The organism is Streptomyces sp. TRD_SC_5 (assembly GCF_056836825.1).
Map to the genome: position 1 here is coordinate 244,777 of NZ_JBWZZS010000001.1, position 20,551 is coordinate 265,327.

Here is a 20,551-nt window from a genome sequence, read left to right on the forward strand (position 1 = left end):
TCAGTACCCGACCGGGAAGGAAGCCACGATGAGCTCGGACACTGACGGCAACACCGCGTACGGAAAGAAGACCTTCAAGCGGTCGAAGAGCCACTTCGCGGACCGCGTCACGGCCGACGGCAAGGACGGCTGGCCGGTCGAGGCGGGCCGCTACCGGCTCGTGGTGAGCCGCGCCTGCCCCTGGGCGAGCCGCGCGCTGGTCTCGCGGCGGCTGCTCGGCCTGGAGGGTGTCGTCTCCCTCGCCGTGGCCGATCCGATCCAGGACGACCGCAGCTGGCGGTTCACCCTCGATCCCGGGGACCGCGACCCCGTACTGGGCATCCGGTACCTGAGCGAGGCCTACGACGCACGGGAGGCGGGCTATCCCGGAGGGGTCAGCGTCCCGGCGGTCGTGGACGTACCGAGCGGCAAGCTGGTCACCAACGACTACCAGCGGATCACGCTGGACTTCGCCACCGAGTGGACGGCTTTGCACCGGCCGGGGGCGCCCGATCTGTACCCGGAGCCGCTGCGCGGGGAGATCGACGAGGTCATGGAAGGCGTGTACCGCGACGTCAACAACGGGGTGTACCGGGCGGGCTTCGCGACGGACCAGAGCGAGTACGAGGACGCCTGCCGGGACGTGTTCCGGCGGCTCGGCCTGGTGTCGCAGCGGCTCGCCGACCGCCGCTATCTCGTCGGTAACACCATCACGGAGGCGGACATCCGGCTGTTCACGACGCTGGTGCGGTTCGACGCGGTCTACCACGGTCACTTCAAATGCAACCAGTGGAAGCTGGTCGAGGACCCTGTGCTGTGGGCGTACGCGCGGGATCTGTTCCAGACACCCGGCTTCGGGGACACCGTCGACTTCGACCACATCAAGCGGCACTACTACTCGGTGCACACCGGCATCAATCCGACCGGCATCGTGCCGCTGGGTCCAGACCCCTCGGGGTGGCTGACCCCGCACCACCGGGAGGAGCTGGGCGGCCGGCCGTTCGGGGACGGTACGCCGCCGGGGCCGGTGCCGGAGGCGGAGCGGGTGCCGGTGGCGGGGCGGGGCTTCCTCAGTCGTTGAGCAGCCGCCATGCGGTGCGTCTCGGACGTCCCGACGCCGACGAATCCGAGGTGAGGGCGGCGCACTGCTGTCGGGCGGTGAGCGCCAGCGTGTCTCGATCGCGCGAGCGCTGCTGAAGAACGCGACCCCCCGGAAGTACTTTCGGTACGAACAGTGGCAGCGAGCAGGTAGGGGAAAGGAACCGTCCGCCGTACCCGGACGTGCGCGCGAGGTGGCGCTGGGGGAAGCTGGATGTCCCGGCCGACCCGGGTACGTACTGCCGGACCAGCCGACGAGAGGTGCCGATGGATCCCGTCGAGGCTCTGGAACGGATCGCGTTCCTGCTGGAACGGGCCCAGGCTCCCACCTATCGCGTACGGGCGTTCCGCACCGCCGCCGCCACCGTCGCCGCACTCCCCGAAGGGGAGACGCGAAGCCGCGTGGCCGCCGGCTCGCTGGAGACGCTCAAGGGCGTCGGGCCGAAGACGGCGCAGGTGGTCCGCGAGGCGCTGGCCGGCGGGATGCCCGCCTATCTGCAGCGGCTCGAGGAGGAGAGCGGGGGGCCGAGGACCGAGGGCGGTGAGCGGTTGCGCGCACTGCTGCGCGGCGACTGCCATCTGCACTCCGACTGGTCGGACGGCGGAAGCCCCGTCGAGGAGATGGGGCGTACGGCGGCGGCGCTGGGCCATGAGTGGGCCGTCCTCACCGACCACTCCCCCCGGCTCACGGTCGCGAGCGGGCTGTCTCCCGAGCGGCTGCGCGAACAGCTGGAACTGGTGGCCGAACTCAACGAGCACTGGGCGCCGTTCCGGCTGCTCACCGGCATCGAGTGCGACATCCTCCTCGACGGTTCGCTCGACCAGGAGCCCGAGCTGCTGGAGCAGCTCGACATCGTGGTCGTGTCCGTGCACTCCAAGCTGCGGATGGACGCCGCCGCGATGACCCGCCGCATGGTCGCCGCCGTGAGCAACCCGCACGCGGACATCCTCGGGCACTGCACCGGCCGGCTGCTCACCGGGCGCGGGCGGCCCGAGTCGCAGTTCGACGCCGACGAGGTGTTCGCCGCCTGCGCCGCCTCGGGCACGGCCGTGGAGATCAACAGCCGCCCCGAGCGTCTCGACCCGCCGAGGCGGCTGCTGCGACAGGCCGTCGAGGCCGGTGTGCTGTTCTCCGTCGACACCGACGCGCACGCGCCCGGCCAGCTCGACTGGCAGATCTACGGGTGCGCCAGGGCCGAGGAGTGCGAGGTGCCTCCCGAGAGGGTGGTGAACACCTGGGCCATGGACGATCTGCTGACGTGGGCCCGTACGCGCGACGTGCCGTCGTCCAGTGCCTGAACCGCTCCCCGCGCGGGCACATGAGCAGATACAGTGCGCCGGTCGCAAGCCGCTTGGAGGTCGCATGAGCACCGAAGCATGGACGCTACTGGTCGTCGCCGTGGTCCTGACGGTGGCGACGCTCGCAGTGGCGGTGTTCGTGCTCGTACGACTGGTGCGAGCCCGCCGGAGTCTGCGAGCCGCGGGGCTGCCGGAAGGGCGTCCCTGGGTCTTCTGGGCCGCTGTCGCCTACCTCGTCCTGCCGACGGATCTGATGCCGGACCCGGTGTACCTCGATGACATCGGCGTACTGCTGCTCGCTCTCAGGTCGGTGCGCGCCGGTCGCGATGCGACCTGACGTCAGCGCCTTTCCATACCCGGCCATTGGTCTATGCCACTGACGCGTCGCAGGCCCGTACGCCATCGCGGCGAAACTCTGCCGTACCCGCGCTGACGTGCGGAATTCTCGTGCGAAACCCTTACTGTTGCGCCTCATTGACGGATCGTCCGGGAGCCGATACCCCTGTAGTCGAGCCCCGGCCCGCAGGTCCTTCGCGCACCACACCCGTCTCTGGAGGCCGCATTGCAAGGATCCGTCACGTCACGATCCACGGGCGCACGCAGACGTGCCTGGCAGGCGGGGGGCTTCGTGGCGTGCGCGGCGCTGGTGCTGCCGCTGCTGTCGGCCGGCCCTTCCGCCACCGCCGCTCAATCCGCACAGCCCGCCCAGCCCGCCTCCGGCGCGTTGCAGCGCGATTTCGCCGCGGCGGCCGCGCAGTACCGGGTGCCGCAGAGCGTGCTGCTCGGTGTGTCGTATCTGCAGTCCCGCTGGGACGCGCACGGCGGCGCGCCGAGTGTGACCGGCGGCTACGGCCCGATGCACCTCACCGACGCCGGGACCGCGCTCGCGGACGCGCCGCACCACACTGACTCCGGGGAGGACCCGCGCGGTGACGATTCGCGGGCCGCGCGCACCGGCGGAGAGGTGCAGACCCCCAAGGCATCCGAACTCTCCGGCCGGCTCAAGACCTTGGAGCGGGCCGCCGCCCTCACCGGGCTGCCGGAAGCGCAGCTGCGGCAGAGCCCCGCCGCGAACATCCGGGGCGGGGCGGCGCTGCTGGCCGCCGCGCAGAAGCGGCTCGGGCAGCCGCTCAGCGCCGACCCGGCCGACTGGTACGGGGCGGTCGCCCGCTTCTCCGGGGCCGACGACACCGCGACCGCGACGACGTACGCCGATGATGTGTACGACGTGATCCGGGCGGGTGAGCGGCGTACGACCGACAGCGGACAGCGGGTCGCCCTGCCCGGCATCCCGGGGCTCGAGCCCGACCGTACACAGGCCGCCGGCCTCGGCCTGCGGACCGCCGACACCGGGCTCACCGAGTGTCCGAAGACGGTGGCGTGCGAGTGGATTCCCGCCCCGTACAAGGAGTTCGGGGACGGCGACTACGGCAACCACGACAAGGGCGACCGGCCCCGCAGCCAGGGCATCGACTACATCGTCGTCCACGACACCGAGGCGACCTGGGACACGACGCTGCGGCTGGTCCAGAACCCCGAGTACGTGTCGTGGCAGTACTCACTGCGTTCCTCGGACGTGCACATCGCTCAGCACGTACCGCTCAAGGACGTGGCCTGGCACGCGGGCAACTGGTACATCAACTCCAAGTCCGTGGGCCTGGAGCACGAGGGCTTTCTGACCTCGCCCGACGCCTGGTACACGGAGGCGATGTACCGCACGTCGGCGCGGCTGGTGAAGTACCTGGCGAAGCGGTACGGCATCCCGCTCGACCGGCAGCACGTCCTCGGCCACGACAACGTCCCCGGCACGGTCACGGCCAACATCCGCGGGATGCACACCGACCCCGGCCCGTACTGGGACTGGGCGCACTACTTCAAGCTGCTCGGCAGGCCCTTCACGCCGACGGCGGGACCGGACAGCGGCGTGGTGACCATCCGGCCCGAGTACGCGAAGCACCAGCCGCTCTACACGGGCTGCGTGAAGACCGGTCAGCCGTGCGCGCCGCACGGCTCGGGCGCCGTCAGGCTGCACACCGCGCCCGCCGCCGACGCTCCGCTGGTGAAGGACATCGGGCTGCGCCCCGGCGGCCAGGACTCGACGAACGGCGTCAACGACACGGGCGCCCGCGCCTCGACGGGCCAGCAGTACGCCGTGGCCGAGCGCAAGGGTGACTGGACCGCGATCTGGTATCTGGGACAGAAGGCGTGGTTCCACAATCCGGGCGGGCAGCCGTCCGCGGTGAACGCCCGCGGTCTGCTGCTGACGCCGAAGGACGGGGCGGCCGACGTGCCGGTGTACGGGCGGGCCTACCCGGAGGCGGCGGCGTACGCCGGGACGTCCGTACCGGTGCAGGCGGTCTCGCCGCTGCCGTACAAGCTGCTCGCCGGGCAGCGCTATGTGGTGGGCGACCGTGCCCCGGGCGAGTACTTCTTCGCTCCGACGTTCGAAACAGCGGGGCACCGGGTGATCCGGGGCAAGGAGGCGTACTACGAGATCCAGTTCGGGCACCGCGTTGCCTATGTCAAGGCCTCTGACGTGCGCGTACTCGCGTCGTAGAGGGTCGCGGGAGACGACGGGGGCGCCATCGGCCACGACCGGCGACGGCGCCCTCTTGTGTGACTAATGAGCGCGGGGCGTGGGCCGTACGGGCGACGGGTAGGGCTCGTCGGAATTGACCGGTCCGCGCGACGGTGGGCGCGCGGACGTCCTGGAAAGGCCGGACGTACATGGCACAGCAGCCCTTCACACTGCCGGACTTCTACGTTCCGTATCCGGCGCGGCTCAATCCCCACGTCGACGAGGCCCGTCGGCACACGAGGGAGTGGGCACGCCGGATGGAGATGCTGGAAGGCTCCGGCATCTGGGAGGAGCGCGACCTCGAAGCGCATGACTACGCGCTGCTCTGCGCGTACACGCACCCCGACTGCTCGTCCGAAGTGCTGGCGCTGGTCACCGACTGGTACGTGTGGGTCTTCTTCTTCGACGACCACTTCCTGGAGACCTTCAAGCGGACCCTCGACCGGGAGGGCGGGAAGCGTTACCTCGACCGGCTGCCGGCCTTCATGCCGATGGACCTGGCGGACGGCACGCCGGAGCCGGAGAATCCGGTCGAGGCGGGGCTCGCGGACCTGTGGGCGCGCACCGTACCGAGCATGACGGGCGCGTGGCGGGAACGGTTCGCCGAGTCGACGAGGCATCTGCTCAACGAGTCGCTGTGGGAACTCTCCAACATGGACGAGGGCCGGATCGCCAACCCCGTCGAGTACATCGAGATGCGCCGCAAGGTCGGCGGCGCGCCCTGGTCGGCCGGGATCGTCGAGTTCGCGGCGAACGCCGAGGTCCCGGCGTCGGTGGCGCACTCGCGGCCGCTCGGCGTGCTGCGCGACGCGTTCTCGGACGCGGTGCATCTGCGCAACGACCTCTTCTCGTACCAGCGCGAGGTCGAGGACGAGCAGGAGAACAGCAACGGTGTGCTGGTGCTGGAACACTTCCTGGGCTGTACGACGCAGGAGGCCGCCGAGGCCGTCAACGACATGCTGACGTCAAGGCTCCAGCAGTTCGAGAACACCGCGCTCACCGAAGTCGGGCCGCTGTGCGCCGAGAAGGGACTGAGCCCCGACGAGACGGCCGCCGTACTGGCGTACGCGAAAGGTCTGCAGGACTGGCAGTCGGGCGGGCACGAGTGGCACATGCGCTCCAGCAGGTACATGAACGGCGGCGGGGCGGCGGCCGGGCCCGCCGAGAGCGGCTGGGGCATGGCGGCGGCCACGATCCACTTCACCCCGCGGGCCGAGGCGGCGCGCCTGCGCAAGCACAGCCATGTGCCGCACCAGCACGTCGGCCCGTCCATCGTCCCCGATCTGGACTTTCCGTACGCGCTCCAGCTCAGCCCGCATCTGCCGGGCGCACGGGAGCGGAACATCGCGTGGGCACGGCGGATGGGGATGCTGGAGCCGCAGCCGGGGAGGCCGGCATCGAACGTCTGGGACGAGCGGCGGGTGCGCAACATCGACCTGCCGCTCTGCTCGGCGGGCCTGCAGCCGGACGCGACGCCCGAGGAACTGGACCTGTCGTCGAACTGGCTGACCTGGGGGACGTACGGCGACGACCTCTACCCCGTGATCTACGGACGCCCCCGCGACCTGGCCGGGGCGCACGCGGCCAACGAGCGGCTGCGGCTCTTCATGCCGCTGGACGGGGAGCCCGCGCCGGAGCCGGCCGACGCGATGGAGCGGGGGCTCGCCGACCTGTGGGAGCGGACGGCGGGGCCGATGAACGACGCTTCGCGGCGTACGTTCCGCAAGGCGGTCGACGACATGATCGCGAGCTGGGAGTGGGAGCTGGCCAATCAGGCACTGCACCGCGTTCCCGATCCGGTGGACTACATCGAGATGCGGCGGTTCACCTTCGGCGCGGACATGACGATGCGGCTGTGCCGGCTGTCGCACGGCGACCGGGTTCCCGACGAGATCTATCAGAGCGGCCCCATCCGCTCGCTGGAGAACTCCGCCGTCGACTACGCCACGCTGCTCAACGACCTGTTCTCGTACCAGAAGGAGATCGAGTACGAGGGCGAGGTGCACAACGCCGTCCTGGTCGTGCAGAACTTCTTCGGCGTGGACTATCCGACCGGGGTCGACATGGTGCACGAGCTGATGAAGGGGCGGATGCGGCAGTTCCAGCATGTGATCAACGTGGAACTTCCCGTCCTCTACGACGACTTCGCGCTCAACGCCGAGGTCCGGGAGATCCTCGACGGCTATGTGCACGAGCTCCAGGACTGGATGGCCGGGATTTTGAACTGGCACAGGGCCTGCGTCCGTTACCGCGACGAGGACCTGCGGGGCGGCACCGGCGGCGCCCCGTGGCACCTGAGCGGCCCCACGGGGAGGGGCACTTCGGCCGCCCGGATCATCGCCCTGCTGGGCCGGCCGGCCGCGGCGCACGCGTAACACGACACCGCGCAACACGCACGGGTAACACGCCCGCGCCGGTGAACAGGCCGCTGTGTACGGCCGGTTCACCGGCGCGGGTCCGGGGGCGTACGGTCAGCGACGCGCGTCGATGCCCGTCCGGCCGAAGGTGGCGGGCACCGGCAGGTTGTCCAGCCGGCCGAGCGGCCAGGCGATCACGACCGCGCGCCCCACCACGTCGTCCACCGGCACCATGCCGGCGCCGGGCTCGTCCTGGTGGTAGCGGGAGTCGCCGGACGCCTGGCGGTGGTCGCCCATCACCCAGAGATGGCCGCTGGGCACGGTGACCTTGAACTGTCCGCCCGTGTCCGTGCTGCACGCCGTGTTCCCGGGGAAGACGTACGGCTCGTCGAGTGCCTTGCCGTTGACCTTCAGCGGGCCCGTGCCCTGGCACTCCACCGTGTCGCCGCCGACTCCGACGACCCGTTTGATCAAGTCCTTGTCCTCGGTCGACGGCATCAGCCCGATGAAGCCGAGCCCCTTCTGGACGGCGTTGGTCCGCGGGGTCGGCTCGTTCTTCAGCCAGTCGGCCGGGTCGTGGAAGACGACAACCTCACCGCGCTCGGGCTCGGAGCCGAACCACGGGGTCAGCTTGTCGACGAGTACCCGGTCGCCCTTCTGGAGCGTGTTCTGCATGGAGTCCGAGGGGATGGAGAACGCCTGCAGCAGAAAGGTCTTTATCACCAGCGCCAGCAGCAGTGCGATCAGGACGAGGAGCGGGAGTTCCATCCAGAACGGGCGCTGCTTCTTCCCTCTCGGGTGCCGCGTTTCCGGTGCGCCGACTGCCACATCTCCCACAACCGCTCCTCGCCTCACAGGGACTCAGCCCTGCTGGAACAGCTCCGCGGGCAGGGGCTTCAGCAGCGCGTACAGGTCGTCGGTGATCGGCCGGTCCCAGCTGGCGATGGTGACGAGCACATTGTCGCTGCGGTCGAACTGTACGCAGGAGATGCGGGTTTCGGAGAGTTTGATACGCCGCACGATCAGGAGGTTGTCGCCCTGCATGACCGGCATGTCCTCGCTGCCGGTCACCTCGACGGGCTCGTCGTTCTCGAGCGCGACGAGCAGCTGCGCGACCTCGAAGGGCACCTGGCCCTCATCGAGCTCCCTGGCGGGCGAGCCCTCCGGAAGGTTGCCGATGATCATCGCGGGACCGCGGCCGCCGAACAGGTCGTAACGCAGGAAGACACCCTGGCAGCTGCCGTCGGGCGCAGGCAGCAGGCCCGCTCCGAGGTTGCCCGGCCAGTCGCCCGGGTCCATGGCCAGGACATCGAATTCCGGGCCCGCGGGCGTGGCGGAGGGGCGGCGGCGGAGGAAGGACATGCCGCCATGGTACGTGGCCCGGAGGGTCTTCCGGCGTCGGGGCGGGCCGGTGCGCAGGTCGGCTCCGGGCCGGGTGCGCAGGTCGGCTCCGGTCCTGGTCCTTGATCACCGTACGGGCCGGTTTCGGCCCCGTACGGTGATCAGGACAGGCGGTGGAGCCGTCGCCGCGGGCCTCAGGTCAGGTCGAAGGCGCCGTTGCGCGCGTTCAGGACGAAGGCGCGCCACTCGGCCGGGTTGAAGATCAGTGAGGGGCTGCCTGGGGCGTCGGCGTTGCGCATCGCGATGAACCCCTCGACGAACGCGATCTGGACGTCACCCGCCCCCTGACTGCCCGACTGCCAGTCCGCTTTGCTCAGGTCCAGCTGCTCCGGCTTGTCCCAGCCCTTGGCCCGCTGCACGGTCATGCTCTCGGCCACGTCCTGCTCCTCCCGGTTCGTCGTCCGCCGGTCAGCCTAGCGATCGACTCCGGCGACGGACAGGCCGCGACGGTTCCGCGCTCAGCCGGAGGGCGGCTCGGCGCCGACCAGCCACATCGAGAAGAACTGCGCGCCGCCGCCGTAGGCGTGTCCGAGGGCCCTGCGGGCGCCGTCGATCTGGTGTTCTCCGGCCTGTCCGCGCACCTGGAGGGCGGCCTCGGCGAAGCGGATCATGCCGGAGGCGCCGATGGGGTTGGTGGACAGGACCCCGCCGGACGGGTTCACGGGCAGGTCGCCGTCGAGTTCGGTGGCACCGGACTCGGTGAGCTTCCAGCCCTCCCCCTCGGCGGCGAATCCCAGGTTCTCCAGCCACATCGGCTCGTACCAGGAGAACGGCACGTACATCTCGACGGCGTCGATCTCCCGGCGCGGGTCGGTGATCCCCGCCTGCCGGTATACGTCGGCGGCGCAGTCCTTGCCGGCCTGCGGGGAGACGAAGTCCTTGCCGGCGAAGAGGGTCGGCTCGCTGCGCATCGCACCGCCGTGCACCCAGGCGGGCGGACGCGGCGCGCGGGCCGCGCCGTCGCGCCCGGTGAGGACCATCGCGCAGGCGCCGTCGGAGGAGGGGCAGGTCTCGGAGTAGCGGACGGGGTCCCAGAGCATCGGCGAGGCCTGGACCTTCTCCAGGGTGATGTCCGGCTCGTGGAGGTGGGCGTACGGGTTCTTGAGGGCGTTGCGGCGGTCTTTGTACGCGACGAGGGACCCGACGGTGTCGGGTGCGCCCGTGCGGCGCATGTACGCCCGGATGTGCGGCGCGAAGAAACCGCCGGCCCCGGCGAGCAGGGGCTGCTGGAACGGGACGGGCAGGGACAGGCCCCACATGGCGTTGGACTCGGACTGCTTCTCGAAGGCGAGGGTCAGGACCGTGCGGTGGACGCGGGCGGCGACCAGGTTCGCGGCGACCAGGGCGGTGGAGCCGCCGACGGAGCCCGCCGTGTGGACACGGAGCATGGGCTTGCCGACTGCGCCCAGCGCGTCGGCGAGATAGAGCTCCGGCATCATCACGCCCTCGAAGAAGTCGGGGGCCTTGCCGATGACGACGGCGTCGATGTCCGCCCACGCCAACTGGGCGTCGTCCAGGGCGCGCTGGGCGGCTTCGCGCACGAGACCGGCTATGGAGACATCGCGGCGGGCGGCGACGTGCTTGGTCTGGCCGATGCCTACGACGGCGACGGGCTCCTTGCCCGTGACTGTCCTGCTCATGACTCCCCCTCCAGGACGGCGACGAGGTTCTGCTGGAGGCAGGGCCCCGAGGTGGCGTGCGCGAGCGCCCGGTCGGACGCGCCGCGGTGGATACGGGCCGCCGCCTCGCCGATCCGGATGAGGCCGGCCGCCATGACGGGGTTGGCGGCGAGCGCCCCGCCGGACGGGTTGACGTTCACGTCGTCGCCCAGCCGCAGCGCCTTGCGCAGGACGACCTCCTGCGAGGTGAAGGGCGCGTGCAGCTCGGCGGTGTCGACGGGCCGCTCGAAGGCTCCGGCCCGCTCGGCGGCCTGCCGGGCGGACGGGGAGTCGGTGAGGTCCCGTACGCCCAGGCTGTGCGCCTCGATGCGGTGGTCCATGCCGCGTATCCAGGCCGGTCGCTCGCACAGCCGGCGCGCGGTGTCTCCCGCCGCCAGGATCACCGCCGCCGCACCGTCGCCGATGGGCGGGCAGTCGCCCGTACGCAGCGGCTGTACGAGGTAGTCGCCGGCGGGGACGGCCCCGCTGAGCTGGGCGTGCGGGTTGGCCCCGGCGGCGGCCCGGCTGCGGGCCGCGACCGCCGCGAGGGCGGGCTCGTCCGTGTCGCCCGCGTCGATCAGCGCCTGGGCCTGGAGCGCGGCGATCGACACCGAGTCCGGCCAGAGGGGGGCGACGTAGTACGGGTCGAGCTGGCGGGTGAGCACGTCGCGGAGCTCGCCGGGCGAGGACTTGCCGTACCCATAGACGAGCGCGGTGTCGGCCTCGCCGGTGAGCAGCTTGACCCAGGCCTCGTAGAGCGCCCAGGCGCCGTCCATCTCCACATGGGACTCGGAGATCGGCGGCCAGGCGCCGACGCCGTCGAGGGCCATGGTGAAGGAGAAGGCGCGGCCCGCGAGATAGTCGCTCGACCCGGAACAGGTGAAGTCGATGTCGCTGGTCTTCAGACCGGTCCGCCCGAGCACCTCGTGCAGCACCGGCATCAGCATCTCGACTTCGGACAGCTCGTCGGTCCGCCGGAGGTGATCGGTCTGCGCGAATGCCACGATCGCGATCTCGCGCATCAGATCAGCTCCTTGTACACGTCGTAGTCGGCGTCCGGTTCGCCGGTGGGCCGGTAGTGGTCCGGGTAGCGGCCGCCCTCGGTCCACACCGGTTCGACCCGCAGCCCCATGCGCACCTGGTCGTACGGGATGCCGCCGATCCGCCCGTGCAGGGCGAGGTCGGCGCCGTCGAGTGCGATGTGTCCGTAGACGTACGGGACTTCGATGTCGAGATTGCGCGCCTTGATGTTGACGATGCAGAAGGTGGTGACGGTGCCCCGGGGGCCGACCTCGACCCGCTCGGCGGTCGCGATGCCGCAGGTGGGGCACGCGCCTCGGGGCGGGACGTACACCTTGCGGCAGGAGGGGCAGCGCTCGCCGACGGTGCGCTGCTCGGCGAGCGCGTTGATGTAGTCGGTGGGGGCGCGGCCGGGGCTGTACGTGTAGTCGAGGCGGGCGGGGGCGGTGATGCCGGTGACGGGGTCGGCGAAGCGGCCGTCGTGCGGGGCCGCCGGGCCGCCGTTCTCGCTCTCGTACGGTTCGAAGCAGGCGATGTCGGTGATCGCGCCCGTACGTTCGCCGGCCCAGCGGACGCGGACGCGCATGCCGGTGCGTACGGCGTCGGGGCCCGGCGCGTCCAGTACGTGCAGGAGGGCGGTGTCGGCGCCGTCGAGCTTCACCAGGACCCACGCGAAGGGGGTGGGGAGGGGCTGGTCGCGGCGCGGAGCCGGGTTCCAGGCCCAAGTGGTGACGGTGCCGGTGGGGGCGACTTCGACGAGGTCGCGGATCTCTTCGGCGGTGACCGGGTCGTACTCGACGGGCGGCACGAGCACCCCGCCGCCGGCGGTCTTCACGCCGAGGACGGTGCGCTCGCGCAGGCCGGTGAGGAAGGCGCTCTGTACGGGGCCGAGGGAGCGGGTGAACGGGAACTCGACAACGAACGGGGCACTGAGGACTTCGGGCATGTACGGCTCCTTCTCAGGCGTCGTTCCGAGGCGTCCTTCTCAGGCGCGCCGGTAGAGGGGATCGCGCTTCTCGGCGAAGGCGCGGGAGCCTTCCTTGGCGTCGGCGGTGCCGAAAATGGGCCAGCCGCGCTCAAGTTCGGCCGCGAGGCCGTACGCCTCGGTCATCTCCGCCGTCTCGTACACCGACGCCTTGACCGCCTCGACGGCCAGTGGGCCGCAGGCGTTGATCTGCTCCGCGATGGCGAGTGCCTTGTCGAGGGCGGTGCCGTCGGGGACGACATGGCCGACGAGTCCGATGCGTTCGGCTTCCCGCGCCGGGTACGGGCGGCCGGTGAGCAGCATCTCCAGGGCGTGGGTGCGCGGGATCTGGCGCGGCAGGCGTACGGTCGAGCCCCCGATGGGGAACAGGCCGCGCCTGACCTCGAAGAGGCCGAAGGTGGCACTCTCCGCGGCGACGCGGATGTCGGTGCCCTGGAGGATCTCCGTACCGCCGGCGACGCAGTACCCCTCGACGGCGGCGACGACCGGCTTGCGGGGGCGGTGGTGGCGCAGCATCGCCTTCCAGTGCAGGTCGGGGTCGGCCTTCATCCGGTCCCGGTACTGGTCACCGCCCATCCCCTGGTCGCCCGCGAGGGCTTTGAGGTCCATGCCCGCACAGAAGTCTCCGCCCGCGCCGGTCAGCACGACGGAGCGGATCTCGTCGTCCGCGTCGGCGGCGAGCCAGCCGTCGTACAGCCCTACCAGCATCGGCAGCGACAGCGCGTTCTTCGCCTCGGGCCTGTTCAAGGTGAGCACCAGCGTGGCGCCTTCGCGCCGCACGGTGAGGTGTTCCGTACCACCACCCATGTGACTGCCTCCCGTCTCTCAGGAACGAGAACAGGTTGCAGTAGGGCGGCGTCCACTTCAATAGTTTTCTGACACTCAGTCAGATTTCTTCGGCTCAGCCCTTCCCACTTGTGGCGGGCTTTGCTCTGATGAGAATTCCGCAGCCGGGGTCAGGAGGAACGGTGGAGTACAACCTTGCCGACCTGTTCGAGTCGGTCGTCGACGCGGTCCCCGACCGTGAGGCGCTCGTGTACGTCGACCATCCCGGTACGGGCGCTGAGCGCAGGCTCACGTACGCCGAGCTGGACGCCGCGGCCAACCGCGTCGCCCACCACCTCGTCGACGCGGGGGTGAAGCCGGGCGAGCACCTGGGGCTGCACCTCTACAACGGCATCGAGTACCTCCAGACCGTGCTGGGCTGCCTCAAGGCACGCGTCGTCCCCGTCAACGTCAACTACCGCTATGTGGAAGAGGAGCTGGTCTACCTCTACCGCGACGCGGACCTGGTGGCGCTCTTCTTCGACGCCGAGTTCACCGAGCGGGTCGCGGCCGCCCTGCCGCGGACGGACAAGCTCCGGCATCTCGTACGGGTGGGTACGCCGCCCAGTGGCGCGCCGGAGCCCGCGATCCTGCCCGTGCCGTTCGCGCAGGCCGAGGCGTCGGGTTCGGACGGGCGGGGGTTCGGGCGGCGCTCGGGCGACGACCAGTTCATCATCTACACCGGCGGCACCACGGGCATGCCGAAGGGCGTGATGTGGCGCCAGGAAGACCTGTTCTTCTCCGGGCTCGGCGGCGGCGCGCCGACCGGTGAGCCGGTGAAGTCCCCGCAGGAGCTGGCGGAGCGGGTGGCGGCCGGCGGTGACGGGATCACCTTCTTCCCCACTCCCCCGCTGATGCACGGCACATCGACGCTCACCGCCTTCATCGGCTTCTTCTTCGGCCAACGCGTGGTCGTCCACCGCAAGTTCGCGCCCCAGGAGGTGCTGCGTACGATCGAGAAGGAGAAGGTCACCAGCGTGTCGCTGGTCGGCGACGCGATGCTGCGGCCGCTGATCGACGCGTTGAACGGGCCGATGAAGGGGACCGACTGCTCGTCGTTGTTCAGTGTCTCCTCGTCGGGCGCGATCATGTCGGAGACGGTCCGCGAGCAGTTCCAGGCGCTGGTGCCGAATGTGATGCTGCTGAACAACTTCGGGTCGTCGGAGTCCGGCTTCAACGGCACGGCGACGGAGGACTCGGGCCCCGAGAAGGGGTTCAGGCTGCGGATGAACTCCCGTACGGCCGTGGTGGATCCGGCGACGTACGCCCCGGTCGTGCCCGGCGAGGTGGGCCGCATCGCGCAGCGCGGGCATGTCCCGCTGGGCTACTACAACGACCAGAAGAAGACCGCCGAGACCTTCTTCGAGGCGGACGGCGAGCGGTGGGTGCTGCTGGGCGACATGGCGACGGTGGACGAGGAGGGCATCGTCACCGTGCTGGGCCGGGGCTCGCAGTGCATCAACACGGGCGGCGAGAAGGTGTACCCGGAGGAGGTCGAGCAGGCGCTCAAGTCCCATCCGGATGTGTACGACGCGCTGGTCGCCGGGGTCCCGGACGAGAAGTGGGGCAATCGGGTGGCAGCCGTGGTGCAGCTGCGCGGGGGCGCGGACGCGCCGGGCCTCGACGCCATCCAGGCGCACTGCCGGACCCGGCTCGCGGGATACAAGATTCCCCGGCAGCTGGTGATCGCTCCGGAGATACAGCGCTCGCCGAGCGGCAAGGCGGACTACCGGTGGGCCCGTTCGGTCGCGACGGGCTCCGGCGGCCGTTAGCCGGCCGCCGGGCCCCCGCCGCGCCCAGTGGCTGAGACGGGTCAGTCGCGGTCGACGTCCTCGCTCAGAATGTTGCCGGTCGTCGCGTCGATGTCGAACGTCGTCTTGTTCCAGTCGTCGGTGGTCACGACCTCGACGGACCAGACGACGTCACCGCTGTCGGCGTCGTCGAGTTCCATGGAGGTGACCGTGCCCTTCTTCCGGTCGGTGGCGGCCTTGGCCACCTGCTCCGGAGACTGCTTGACCTTGGTGAGCCAGTCGGCACGTTCCGCCTTGTCATCGGCGTCCTGACCCGCGTCCGTACGGGACCGGATCACGTCACCGGACTCGGCGTCGATACGGACGGTGTGCTCGGTACCGTCCTTCTCGGAGACCTCCGCGACCCAGACCGATCCACGGGCGGCGGGGCTCGCGGTCGGGCTCGGGCTCGGACTGCCGGTGGGGCTCGCGTCGGCGTCGTCCCCACGGGCCGAGCGCTTCAGCTCGATCGCGAGCAGAGTGCTTCCCGAGACCTCGCCCACCGCCGTGGCGGCGGCCTTGTCGGCGGTGACCTTGGCGCTCGGGACCAGGGCCTTGCGCGCGGCCTGGTCCTCGGTGAGCCGCGCGGAGCCGGTAGGGCTCGGCGAGGTGGTCTGCCGCACCTCCGGCTGCCCGGCGGCGGCACGAGACGTCTCGGCGTCGCCGCTGTTCCCGCAGCCGCTGACGAGCGCGGCGGCGGTTACGGCGCAGAGGGCGGCAATACGGACACGCCGGGCACGCGGGCCGGCGGCGCGGTACAGGTGAATGGACTGAAGGTTCATGACCGCACGATTAACCTCCCGGCCGCCCCGGCATGTCGCCCGGAGCCAAGAGTCACCCGATCGCACGGCCGTTCGCCGCCCTGCCCGGGCGCGGCAGCACTGGGGCAGGGTCGGGCGAGACGGTCGCCGGCCGGCGCGCGGAAGCTGACGGACCGGGATTGCGGTCACGGGCCGGGCGGCGAACCGAGCAGGCCCGTGAGCGCCCGGCCGAACACCAGCCGGCCCGCGCGGGCGACCACCGCGTCGAACACGCCGGGAAGCCCCCGCAGCCGCAGGTCCTCGGTCCAGACGACCACGGCCCCGTCAGGAGCCGGATGTACGGCGATCCCGGCCCATCCCAGCACCACCCCGCCCCGCTTCTCCAGCCGGCAGTGTCCGGCGCCGCCGCCCTCCGGCGGGTCCCAGACGACGACCTCCATCGGATCGTCGAAGCCGAGGCGCCCGAGGCCGGTACGGGCCACGAGCACCGTCCCCGCGGCCGTCGGCGCAGGGGTGGTGACGGTGATGCGGGTGAGCGGGACCTGGGCGGCGTGGTCTTCCCACACGGTCAGGCGCCGCCATGCCTCGTCGGCGGACAGAGGTGTTCGGCGTTCGATACGGAAAAGGGCCACAGTCCGACCTTAAGGACTGCGGGGCGGCGGACGCCGTTGCAGGATGGGGGCATGCTGCTGGCCACACTCGCCCGGGTCTCGCGGGAGATCGCCTCGACGTCCGCCCGCTCGCGCAAGATCTCGCTGCTGGCGGAGCTCTTCCGGAGCGCCGCGCCCGACGACGTACCGATCGTGATCCCCTGTCTCGCGGGCCGTCTCCCGCAGGGGCGCATCGGGATCGGCTGGAGTCTGCTGCGCGAGCCTGTCGCTCCCGCCGCCGAAGCATCGCTGACCGTACGGGAGGTGGACGCGGCGCTGACCGCGTTCGCGGGTGTGTCGGGGACCGGGGCGCAGGCCGAACGGGCGCGGCTGGTGCGGGAGCTGATGGGGGCGGCGACGGAGGAGGAACAGCGGTTCCTGTTCGGCTTGCTCACGGGTGAGGTGCGGCAGGGCGCGCTGGACGCGCTGGCGGCGGAGGGGCTGGCCGCGGCGGTGTCGGTGCCCGCGGCCGATGTGCGGCGGGCGGTGATGCTGGGCGGTTCGCTGGTCGCGGTCGGCCGGGCGCTGCTGGCCGCGGGGCCCGAGGCGCTCGCGGAGTTCAGCCTCCAGGTGGGCCGCGCCGTGCCGCCGATGCTGGCGCATCCGGGGCAGAGCGCCGGCGCGGCGGTCGGCAAGCTCGGGGCGTGCGCGGTGGAGGAGAAACTGGACGGCATCCGGGTGCAGGTGCACCGGGACGGCACACGGGTACGTGTCTTCACGCGCACCCTGGACGACATCACGGACCGCGTACCGGAACTCGACTCTGTCGCAGCCGGGTTGCCGGGGGACCGCTTCATCCTCGACGGCGAGGTCATCGCCTTCGGCACGGACGGCAGGCCGCTGCCCTTCCAGGACATCGCGGGTCGCGTCGGCTCCCGCCTCGACGTGGCGGCCGCGCGCGATGCGCTGCCGCTGTCCCCCGTCTTCTTCGACGTACTGGCGCTCGACGGTGAAGTACTCCTGGACCTGCCGTACCGGGACAGGTACGAGAGGCTGGCGCGGCTCGTGCCCGAGCCGATGCGCGTACGCCGGACGGTGGTGACGGGCCCCGACGACGCGCCGGGGGCCGACGACTTCCTGGCGCGGACGCTGGCGCGCGGCCACGAAGGGGTGGTGCTCAAGGCGCTGGACGCGCCGTACCAGGCCGGGCGGCGCGGCACGTCGTGGCTCAAGGTGAAGCCCGTACACACCCTCGACCTGGTGGTTCTGGCCGCCGAGTGGGGGCACGGGCGGCGGACCGGCAAACTCTCCAATCTGCATCTCGGCGCGCGGCGGCCCGACGGTACGTTCGCCATGCTCGGCAAGACGTTCAAGGGCCTCACCGACGTGATGCTGGAGTGGCAGACGGGACGGCTTCGGGAGCTGGCGACCGGCGACGACGGCCATGTGGTGACGGTACGTCCGGAGCTCGTCGTCGAGATCGCGTACGACGGGCTTCAGCGGTCCACGCGTTACCCGGAGGGTGTGACGCTGCGTTTCGCGCGCGTGGTGCGCTACCGGGAGGACAAGCCGGCCGCCGACGCGGACACGGTGACCACCGTTCTCGCGACGGGGCCGGTGCGGGCAGCGGAGGAGTGAACAGCTGTTCCCCCGTCCCCCGCGTGCGGCTTCGCGGACGACCGGATGTGGGTGCGTGAGCATGCCGACGACGCCCGGGATCGCGGGTTCCCAGCCCGCGTGGCAGAGCGTCCGGATCGATCGCCGTACGCGTGACATCGGGCTGGGGGTCGTCCAGCAGGACCGCCGGGTGACGGGGGTACGGCGCCCGGCCGAGCATCGCCCGCGAGGCCCGGTGGGCCTGAAGACGTGCGTCACCAGGGAGATTTGGCGTGGCGCGCCGAGCGGCCGACGCGGCCGCAGGGGCATGGTCCGGGCAGGAGGGGTAACACGTACGGCGTCGGACCCCATGCCTGTCCCCCACTCCCCCGAGGATGTCGACCATGCCGATCACCTTCCGCAAGAGCTTCCGGATCCTCCCGGGGGTGCGGCTGAACATCAACCGTCGTTCCTGGTCCATCACGACCGGCGGCAGGAACGGCCCCCGGCGCACTACCAGCAGCACGGGCCGCCGCACCACTTCGATGGATCTGCCGGGCCCCTTCGGCTGGCGCAAGACCACGCGCACGCGGCGGGGATGACTCAGCGGGCGGCGTCCCGCCCGACCTTGGCCGCCCACAGGACGAGCGGGACCTGGAGCGGGAGCCGCGCGTAGGCAAGGGACTTGAGCGCGGCGGGCTTGTGGCGCCAGTCGTACGCCATCTTTACGTTGGCCGGGAACACGCCCGCGAAGAAGCACGCGGCGGCGACCGCGCTCACCCGGCGCGTGCGCGGCACCGCGAGGCCCGCCGCCAGCAGGAGTTCGGCGACGCCGCTCGCGTGCGTCCACGCGCGGGGGCTCCCCGGCAGCGCCTCGGGAACGGTCGCGTCGAAGGGTCGCGGCGCCACCATGTGGGCGGCGCCCGCCACGGCGAGGAGACCCACGAGAAGACGCGCGGAGCGGTCGGTGGCGTCGGTGGCGGTCATCGGGGGCCTCCTGGGCGGTCGTGCGCGGTCCTGGCGCCGTGGCAGTCCGGCAGCATGATTATTACCAGTCGGTACGACGCATTGCTAGACATCGCGTCAGTAACAGCCGGCCGCCCTCAGCTCCGCCAGGAACTCCTGCGGAGCGTTCTCATGGATCAGATGGCCGGCGTCGACGGTCACCAGGCGGCAGCCGGGAATCAGTTCCGCCATCCGCGCGAGCCCCTCCTGCGACAAGTGGCCGGCGGGGCCGCCGGCGATCAGCAGTGTGGCCGCGGTGACACCCGTCAGCCCCTGCGCCCAGGCCGGGTCGGGGTCGTTGTACCGCGCGTCCGTCGCGGGCACGACCTCCCAGTCGAAGCCGGGTTCCTCGTTCGTACGGTACGGAGCCGGGCGCCGCGGGTCGGCGGGGAACGGCGCGGGCGGGTCCTCGAGCACCAGCCGCCCGATCCGCTCCGGATACGCCTGGGCCACGAGCAGGGCGACCAGGCCGCCCATGGAGTGCCCGACGACGTCGGCACGGTCCAGACCGAGCGCGTCGAGGAACGCCCGTACGTCGTCGCGCATCCGCGGGTACGTGTAACCGCCCGGCCAGTCGCTCATCCCGTGGCCGCGCAGGTCCGGGGCGTACACCCGGCGGGTGCTTGCGAGTTGCTCGGCGATGTGCGTCCAGTGGGCGCTGTTCCCGGACCTGCCGTGCAGCAGTACCACGGGTGGCGCTGCGGGGTCGCCCCAGGTGCGGTACGCGATCCGGATGCCGTTCGCCCGTACGCTCCGCAGCCCCGCGTCGAAGAAGGCACCGACCGTACGGGCGAACCAGCCGGGGTCGTCGAGCCACGGAAAGTGCCCGCCGCCGGGCTGTACGGCCAACTCGGCACCGGGGAAGAGCGCGGCGATCCCGGCAGCGCGCTCCGGGGTGGGCACACCGTCGCGTTCACCCGCGAGCACGAGAACGGGCGCCGCGAACGACGCCAGCGCGGCGCGGGTCGCCGGCGGGTCGAAGGTGCTCTGCGTGGCGAACACGTCTGCGGCAGCCGTGTTCAGCTGCTGGGGGCTCGCGGCGGCGTGCGCCTGGGCGGCCGCGTCCCAGCGTCCGTAGAAGAACGGATAGGCCGAACCGGATGTGCCGACGCCCCGCAGTTGCGCGTCGAGGGCGGCGTACGCCTCCTCGAACCACGGCTCGCCCTTCCTCAGCCGCGCTGCCGTCAGCCGGTCCTCGGGCGTCACCGGCACCGCCGCGGCCCACGCGGTCGGCGTCACGAGCGCGAGGCGGCGCACGCGGGCGGGGTGAGCGGCGGCGTACAGCATGCCGAGATTGCCCGCGGCCGAGTGCGCCAGCACGTCCATCCGCTCCAGCCCCAGATGCTCGCGCAGCGCCTCGACATCGGCGACGAGCCGCTCGCAGCGGTACGTCGCCGGGTCGGCCGGGACCGCGGAGTCACCGGTGCCGCGCAGGTCGAGCATGACCAGCTGCCGGTGGGCCGAAAGTCCGCCCAGGTCACCGAGGTACACGGAGGCGCGCATGGCACCGCCGGGCAGACAGATCAGCGGCTCCCCCTCACCCACGACGTGGTAGGCGAGCGTGGTCCCGTCGTACGCGCTGAATGTCCGCATGGCCCTCATACGCAAG

Annotated in this window: 19 protein-coding genes; 8 read left to right on the forward strand and 11 right to left on the reverse strand. The window is 71.3% G+C overall.

The window, feature by feature from the left end:
• Positions 1 to 28: 28 nt before the first annotated feature.
• From AC1P0E_RS01225 to AC1P0E_RS01245, 5 genes are all read left to right on the forward strand, one after another.
• A complete protein-coding gene (locus AC1P0E_RS01225; RefSeq protein WP_482740269.1) occupies positions 29 to 1,060 on the forward strand; it encodes a glutathione S-transferase family protein in 1,032 nt (343 codons plus the stop codon).
• Between the two features lie 284 nt (positions 1,061 to 1,344).
• Positions 1,345 to 2,376, forward strand: coding sequence for a PHP domain-containing protein (locus AC1P0E_RS01230; protein WP_482740270.1), 1,032 nt, complete (start codon positions 1,345 to 1,347; stop codon positions 2,374 to 2,376).
• Between the two features lie 64 nt (positions 2,377 to 2,440).
• On the forward strand, positions 2,441 to 2,713 hold the full coding sequence (locus AC1P0E_RS01235; RefSeq protein WP_482740271.1) for a DUF1232 domain-containing protein: 273 nt from the start codon (positions 2,441 to 2,443) through the stop codon (positions 2,711 to 2,713).
• A gap of 225 nt (positions 2,714 to 2,938) precedes the next feature.
• Positions 2,939 to 4,933, forward strand: coding sequence for an N-acetylmuramoyl-L-alanine amidase (locus AC1P0E_RS01240; RefSeq protein WP_482740272.1), 1,995 nt, complete (start codon positions 2,939 to 2,941; stop codon positions 4,931 to 4,933).
• Between the two features lie 170 nt (positions 4,934 to 5,103).
• Positions 5,104 to 7,329 (forward strand): terpene synthase family protein, encoded by a 2,226-nt coding sequence (locus tag AC1P0E_RS01245; protein WP_482740273.1) that lies wholly within the window; start codon positions 5,104 to 5,106, stop codon positions 7,327 to 7,329.
• Between the two features lie 96 nt (positions 7,330 to 7,425).
• On the opposite strand, the gene lepB is transcribed toward AC1P0E_RS01245, so the two are convergent.
• From lepB to AC1P0E_RS01280, 7 genes are all read right to left on the reverse strand, one after another.
• Complete coding sequence (lepB, locus tag AC1P0E_RS01250) at positions 7,426 to 8,079, reverse strand: signal peptidase I (protein ID WP_482745610.1); 654 nt, start codon at positions 8,077 to 8,079, stop codon at positions 7,426 to 7,428.
• Between the two features lie 93 nt (positions 8,080 to 8,172).
• Positions 8,173 to 8,673: a hypothetical protein gene (locus tag AC1P0E_RS01255; protein WP_482740274.1), complete on the reverse strand. Its 501-nt coding sequence runs from the start codon at positions 8,671 to 8,673 to the stop codon at positions 8,173 to 8,175.
• Positions 8,674 to 8,846: 173 nt separating this feature from the next.
• Entirely contained in the window at positions 8,847 to 9,077 is a 231-nt protein-coding gene (locus AC1P0E_RS01260; RefSeq protein ID WP_482745611.1) for a DUF397 domain-containing protein, read from the reverse strand.
• A gap of 93 nt (positions 9,078 to 9,170) precedes the next feature.
• Positions 9,171 to 10,352, reverse strand: coding sequence for a thiolase domain-containing protein (locus AC1P0E_RS01265; RefSeq protein WP_482740275.1), 1,182 nt, complete (start codon positions 10,350 to 10,352; stop codon positions 9,171 to 9,173).
• Positions 10,349 to 11,392 carry a thiolase domain-containing protein gene (locus tag AC1P0E_RS01270; RefSeq protein ID WP_482740276.1) on the reverse strand — a complete coding sequence of 348 codons (1,044 nt, stop codon included), beginning with the start codon at positions 11,390 to 11,392 and terminating at the stop codon, positions 10,349 to 10,351. Before AC1P0E_RS01270 ends, AC1P0E_RS01265 begins: the two co-directional genes overlap by 4 nt.
• Entirely contained in the window at positions 11,392 to 12,336 is a 945-nt protein-coding gene (locus AC1P0E_RS01275) for a Zn-ribbon domain-containing OB-fold protein (protein ID WP_482740277.1), read from the reverse strand. Before AC1P0E_RS01275 ends, AC1P0E_RS01270 begins: the two co-directional genes overlap by 1 nt.
• A gap of 39 nt (positions 12,337 to 12,375) precedes the next feature.
• On the reverse strand, positions 12,376 to 13,182 hold the full coding sequence (locus AC1P0E_RS01280; protein WP_482740278.1) for a crotonase/enoyl-CoA hydratase family protein: 807 nt from the start codon (positions 13,180 to 13,182) through the stop codon (positions 12,376 to 12,378).
• Between the two features lie 161 nt (positions 13,183 to 13,343).
• Between AC1P0E_RS01280 and AC1P0E_RS01285 the strand changes: the two genes are divergently transcribed.
• Positions 13,344 to 14,972, forward strand: coding sequence for an acyl-CoA synthetase (locus tag AC1P0E_RS01285; protein ID WP_482740279.1), 1,629 nt, complete (start codon positions 13,344 to 13,346; stop codon positions 14,970 to 14,972).
• Between the two features lie 41 nt (positions 14,973 to 15,013).
• Here AC1P0E_RS01285 and AC1P0E_RS01290 read toward each other — a convergent pair whose 3' ends face one another.
• Both AC1P0E_RS01290 and AC1P0E_RS01295 read right to left on the reverse strand, forming a co-directional pair.
• Complete coding sequence (locus AC1P0E_RS01290) at positions 15,014 to 15,772, reverse strand: PepSY domain-containing protein (protein WP_482740280.1); 759 nt, start codon at positions 15,770 to 15,772, stop codon at positions 15,014 to 15,016.
• A gap of 164 nt (positions 15,773 to 15,936) precedes the next feature.
• On the reverse strand, positions 15,937 to 16,383 hold the full coding sequence (locus AC1P0E_RS01295; RefSeq protein ID WP_482740281.1) for an SRPBCC family protein: 447 nt from the start codon (positions 16,381 to 16,383) through the stop codon (positions 15,937 to 15,939).
• A 51-nt stretch (positions 16,384 to 16,434) separates the two neighbouring features.
• Here AC1P0E_RS01295 and AC1P0E_RS01300 point away from each other — a divergent pair, with 51 nt between their 5' ends.
• Complete coding sequence (locus tag AC1P0E_RS01300; protein ID WP_482740282.1) at positions 16,435 to 17,979, forward strand: ATP-dependent DNA ligase; 1,545 nt, start codon at positions 16,435 to 16,437, stop codon at positions 17,977 to 17,979.
• 362 nt (positions 17,980 to 18,341) lie between these two features.
• Positions 18,342 to 18,539: a DUF4236 domain-containing protein gene (locus AC1P0E_RS01305; RefSeq protein WP_482740283.1), complete on the forward strand. Its 198-nt coding sequence runs from the start codon at positions 18,342 to 18,344 to the stop codon at positions 18,537 to 18,539.
• Between the two features lies 1 nt (position 18,540).
• Here AC1P0E_RS01305 and AC1P0E_RS01310 read toward each other — a convergent pair whose 3' ends face one another.
• Together AC1P0E_RS01310 and AC1P0E_RS01315 are read right to left on the reverse strand one after the other, a co-directional pair.
• A complete protein-coding gene (locus AC1P0E_RS01310; RefSeq protein WP_482740284.1) occupies positions 18,541 to 18,924 on the reverse strand; it encodes a DoxX family protein in 384 nt (127 codons plus the stop codon).
• Positions 18,925 to 19,020: 96 nt separating this feature from the next.
• Positions 19,021 to 20,535, reverse strand: a complete 1,515-nt coding sequence (locus tag AC1P0E_RS01315; protein WP_482740285.1) for an alpha/beta fold hydrolase — start codon at positions 20,533 to 20,535, stop codon at positions 19,021 to 19,023.
• Between the last annotated feature and the right edge of the window lie 16 nt (positions 20,536 to 20,551).

Bases quoted from the DNA above. Each gene is read 5' to 3' on its own strand.
- AC1P0E_RS01225 (WP_482740269.1), top strand. From the start codon at position 29: ATGAGCTCGGACACTGACGGCAACACCGCGTACGGAAAGAAGACCTTC.
- AC1P0E_RS01230 (WP_482740270.1), top strand. From the start codon at position 1,345: ATGGATCCCGTCGAGGCTCTGGAACGGATCGCGTTCCTGCTGGAACGG.
- AC1P0E_RS01235 (WP_482740271.1), top strand. From the start codon at position 2,441: ATGAGCACCGAAGCATGGACGCTACTGGTCGTCGCCGTGGTCCTGACG.
- AC1P0E_RS01245 (WP_482740273.1), top strand. From the start codon at position 5,104: ATGGCACAGCAGCCCTTCACACTGCCGGACTTCTACGTTCCGTATCCG.
- lepB (WP_482745610.1), bottom strand. From the start codon at position 8,079: ATGGAACTCCCGCTCCTCGTCCTGATCGCACTGCTGCTGGCGCTGGTG.
- AC1P0E_RS01255 (WP_482740274.1), bottom strand. From the start codon at position 8,673: ATGTCCTTCCTCCGCCGCCGCCCCTCCGCCACGCCCGCGGGCCCGGAA.
- AC1P0E_RS01260 (WP_482745611.1), bottom strand. From the start codon at position 9,077: ATGACCGTGCAGCGGGCCAAGGGCTGGGACAAGCCGGAGCAGCTGGAC.
- AC1P0E_RS01265 (WP_482740275.1), bottom strand. From the start codon at position 10,352: ATGAGCAGGACAGTCACGGGCAAGGAGCCCGTCGCCGTCGTAGGCATC.
- AC1P0E_RS01270 (WP_482740276.1), bottom strand. From the start codon at position 11,392: ATGCGCGAGATCGCGATCGTGGCATTCGCGCAGACCGATCACCTCCGG.
- AC1P0E_RS01275 (WP_482740277.1), bottom strand. From the start codon at position 12,336: ATGCCCGAAGTCCTCAGTGCCCCGTTCGTTGTCGAGTTCCCGTTCACC.
- AC1P0E_RS01280 (WP_482740278.1), bottom strand. From the start codon at position 13,182: ATGGGTGGTGGTACGGAACACCTCACCGTGCGGCGCGAAGGCGCCACG.
- AC1P0E_RS01290 (WP_482740280.1), bottom strand. From the start codon at position 15,772: ATGAACCTTCAGTCCATTCACCTGTACCGCGCCGCCGGCCCGCGTGCC.
- AC1P0E_RS01300 (WP_482740282.1), top strand. From the start codon at position 16,435: ATGCTGCTGGCCACACTCGCCCGGGTCTCGCGGGAGATCGCCTCGACG.
- AC1P0E_RS01305 (WP_482740283.1), top strand. From the start codon at position 18,342: ATGCCGATCACCTTCCGCAAGAGCTTCCGGATCCTCCCGGGGGTGCGG.
- AC1P0E_RS01310 (WP_482740284.1), bottom strand. From the start codon at position 18,924: ATGACCGCCACCGACGCCACCGACCGCTCCGCGCGTCTTCTCGTGGGT.
- AC1P0E_RS01315 (WP_482740285.1), bottom strand. From the start codon at position 20,535: ATGCGGACATTCAGCGCGTACGACGGGACCACGCTCGCCTACCACGTC.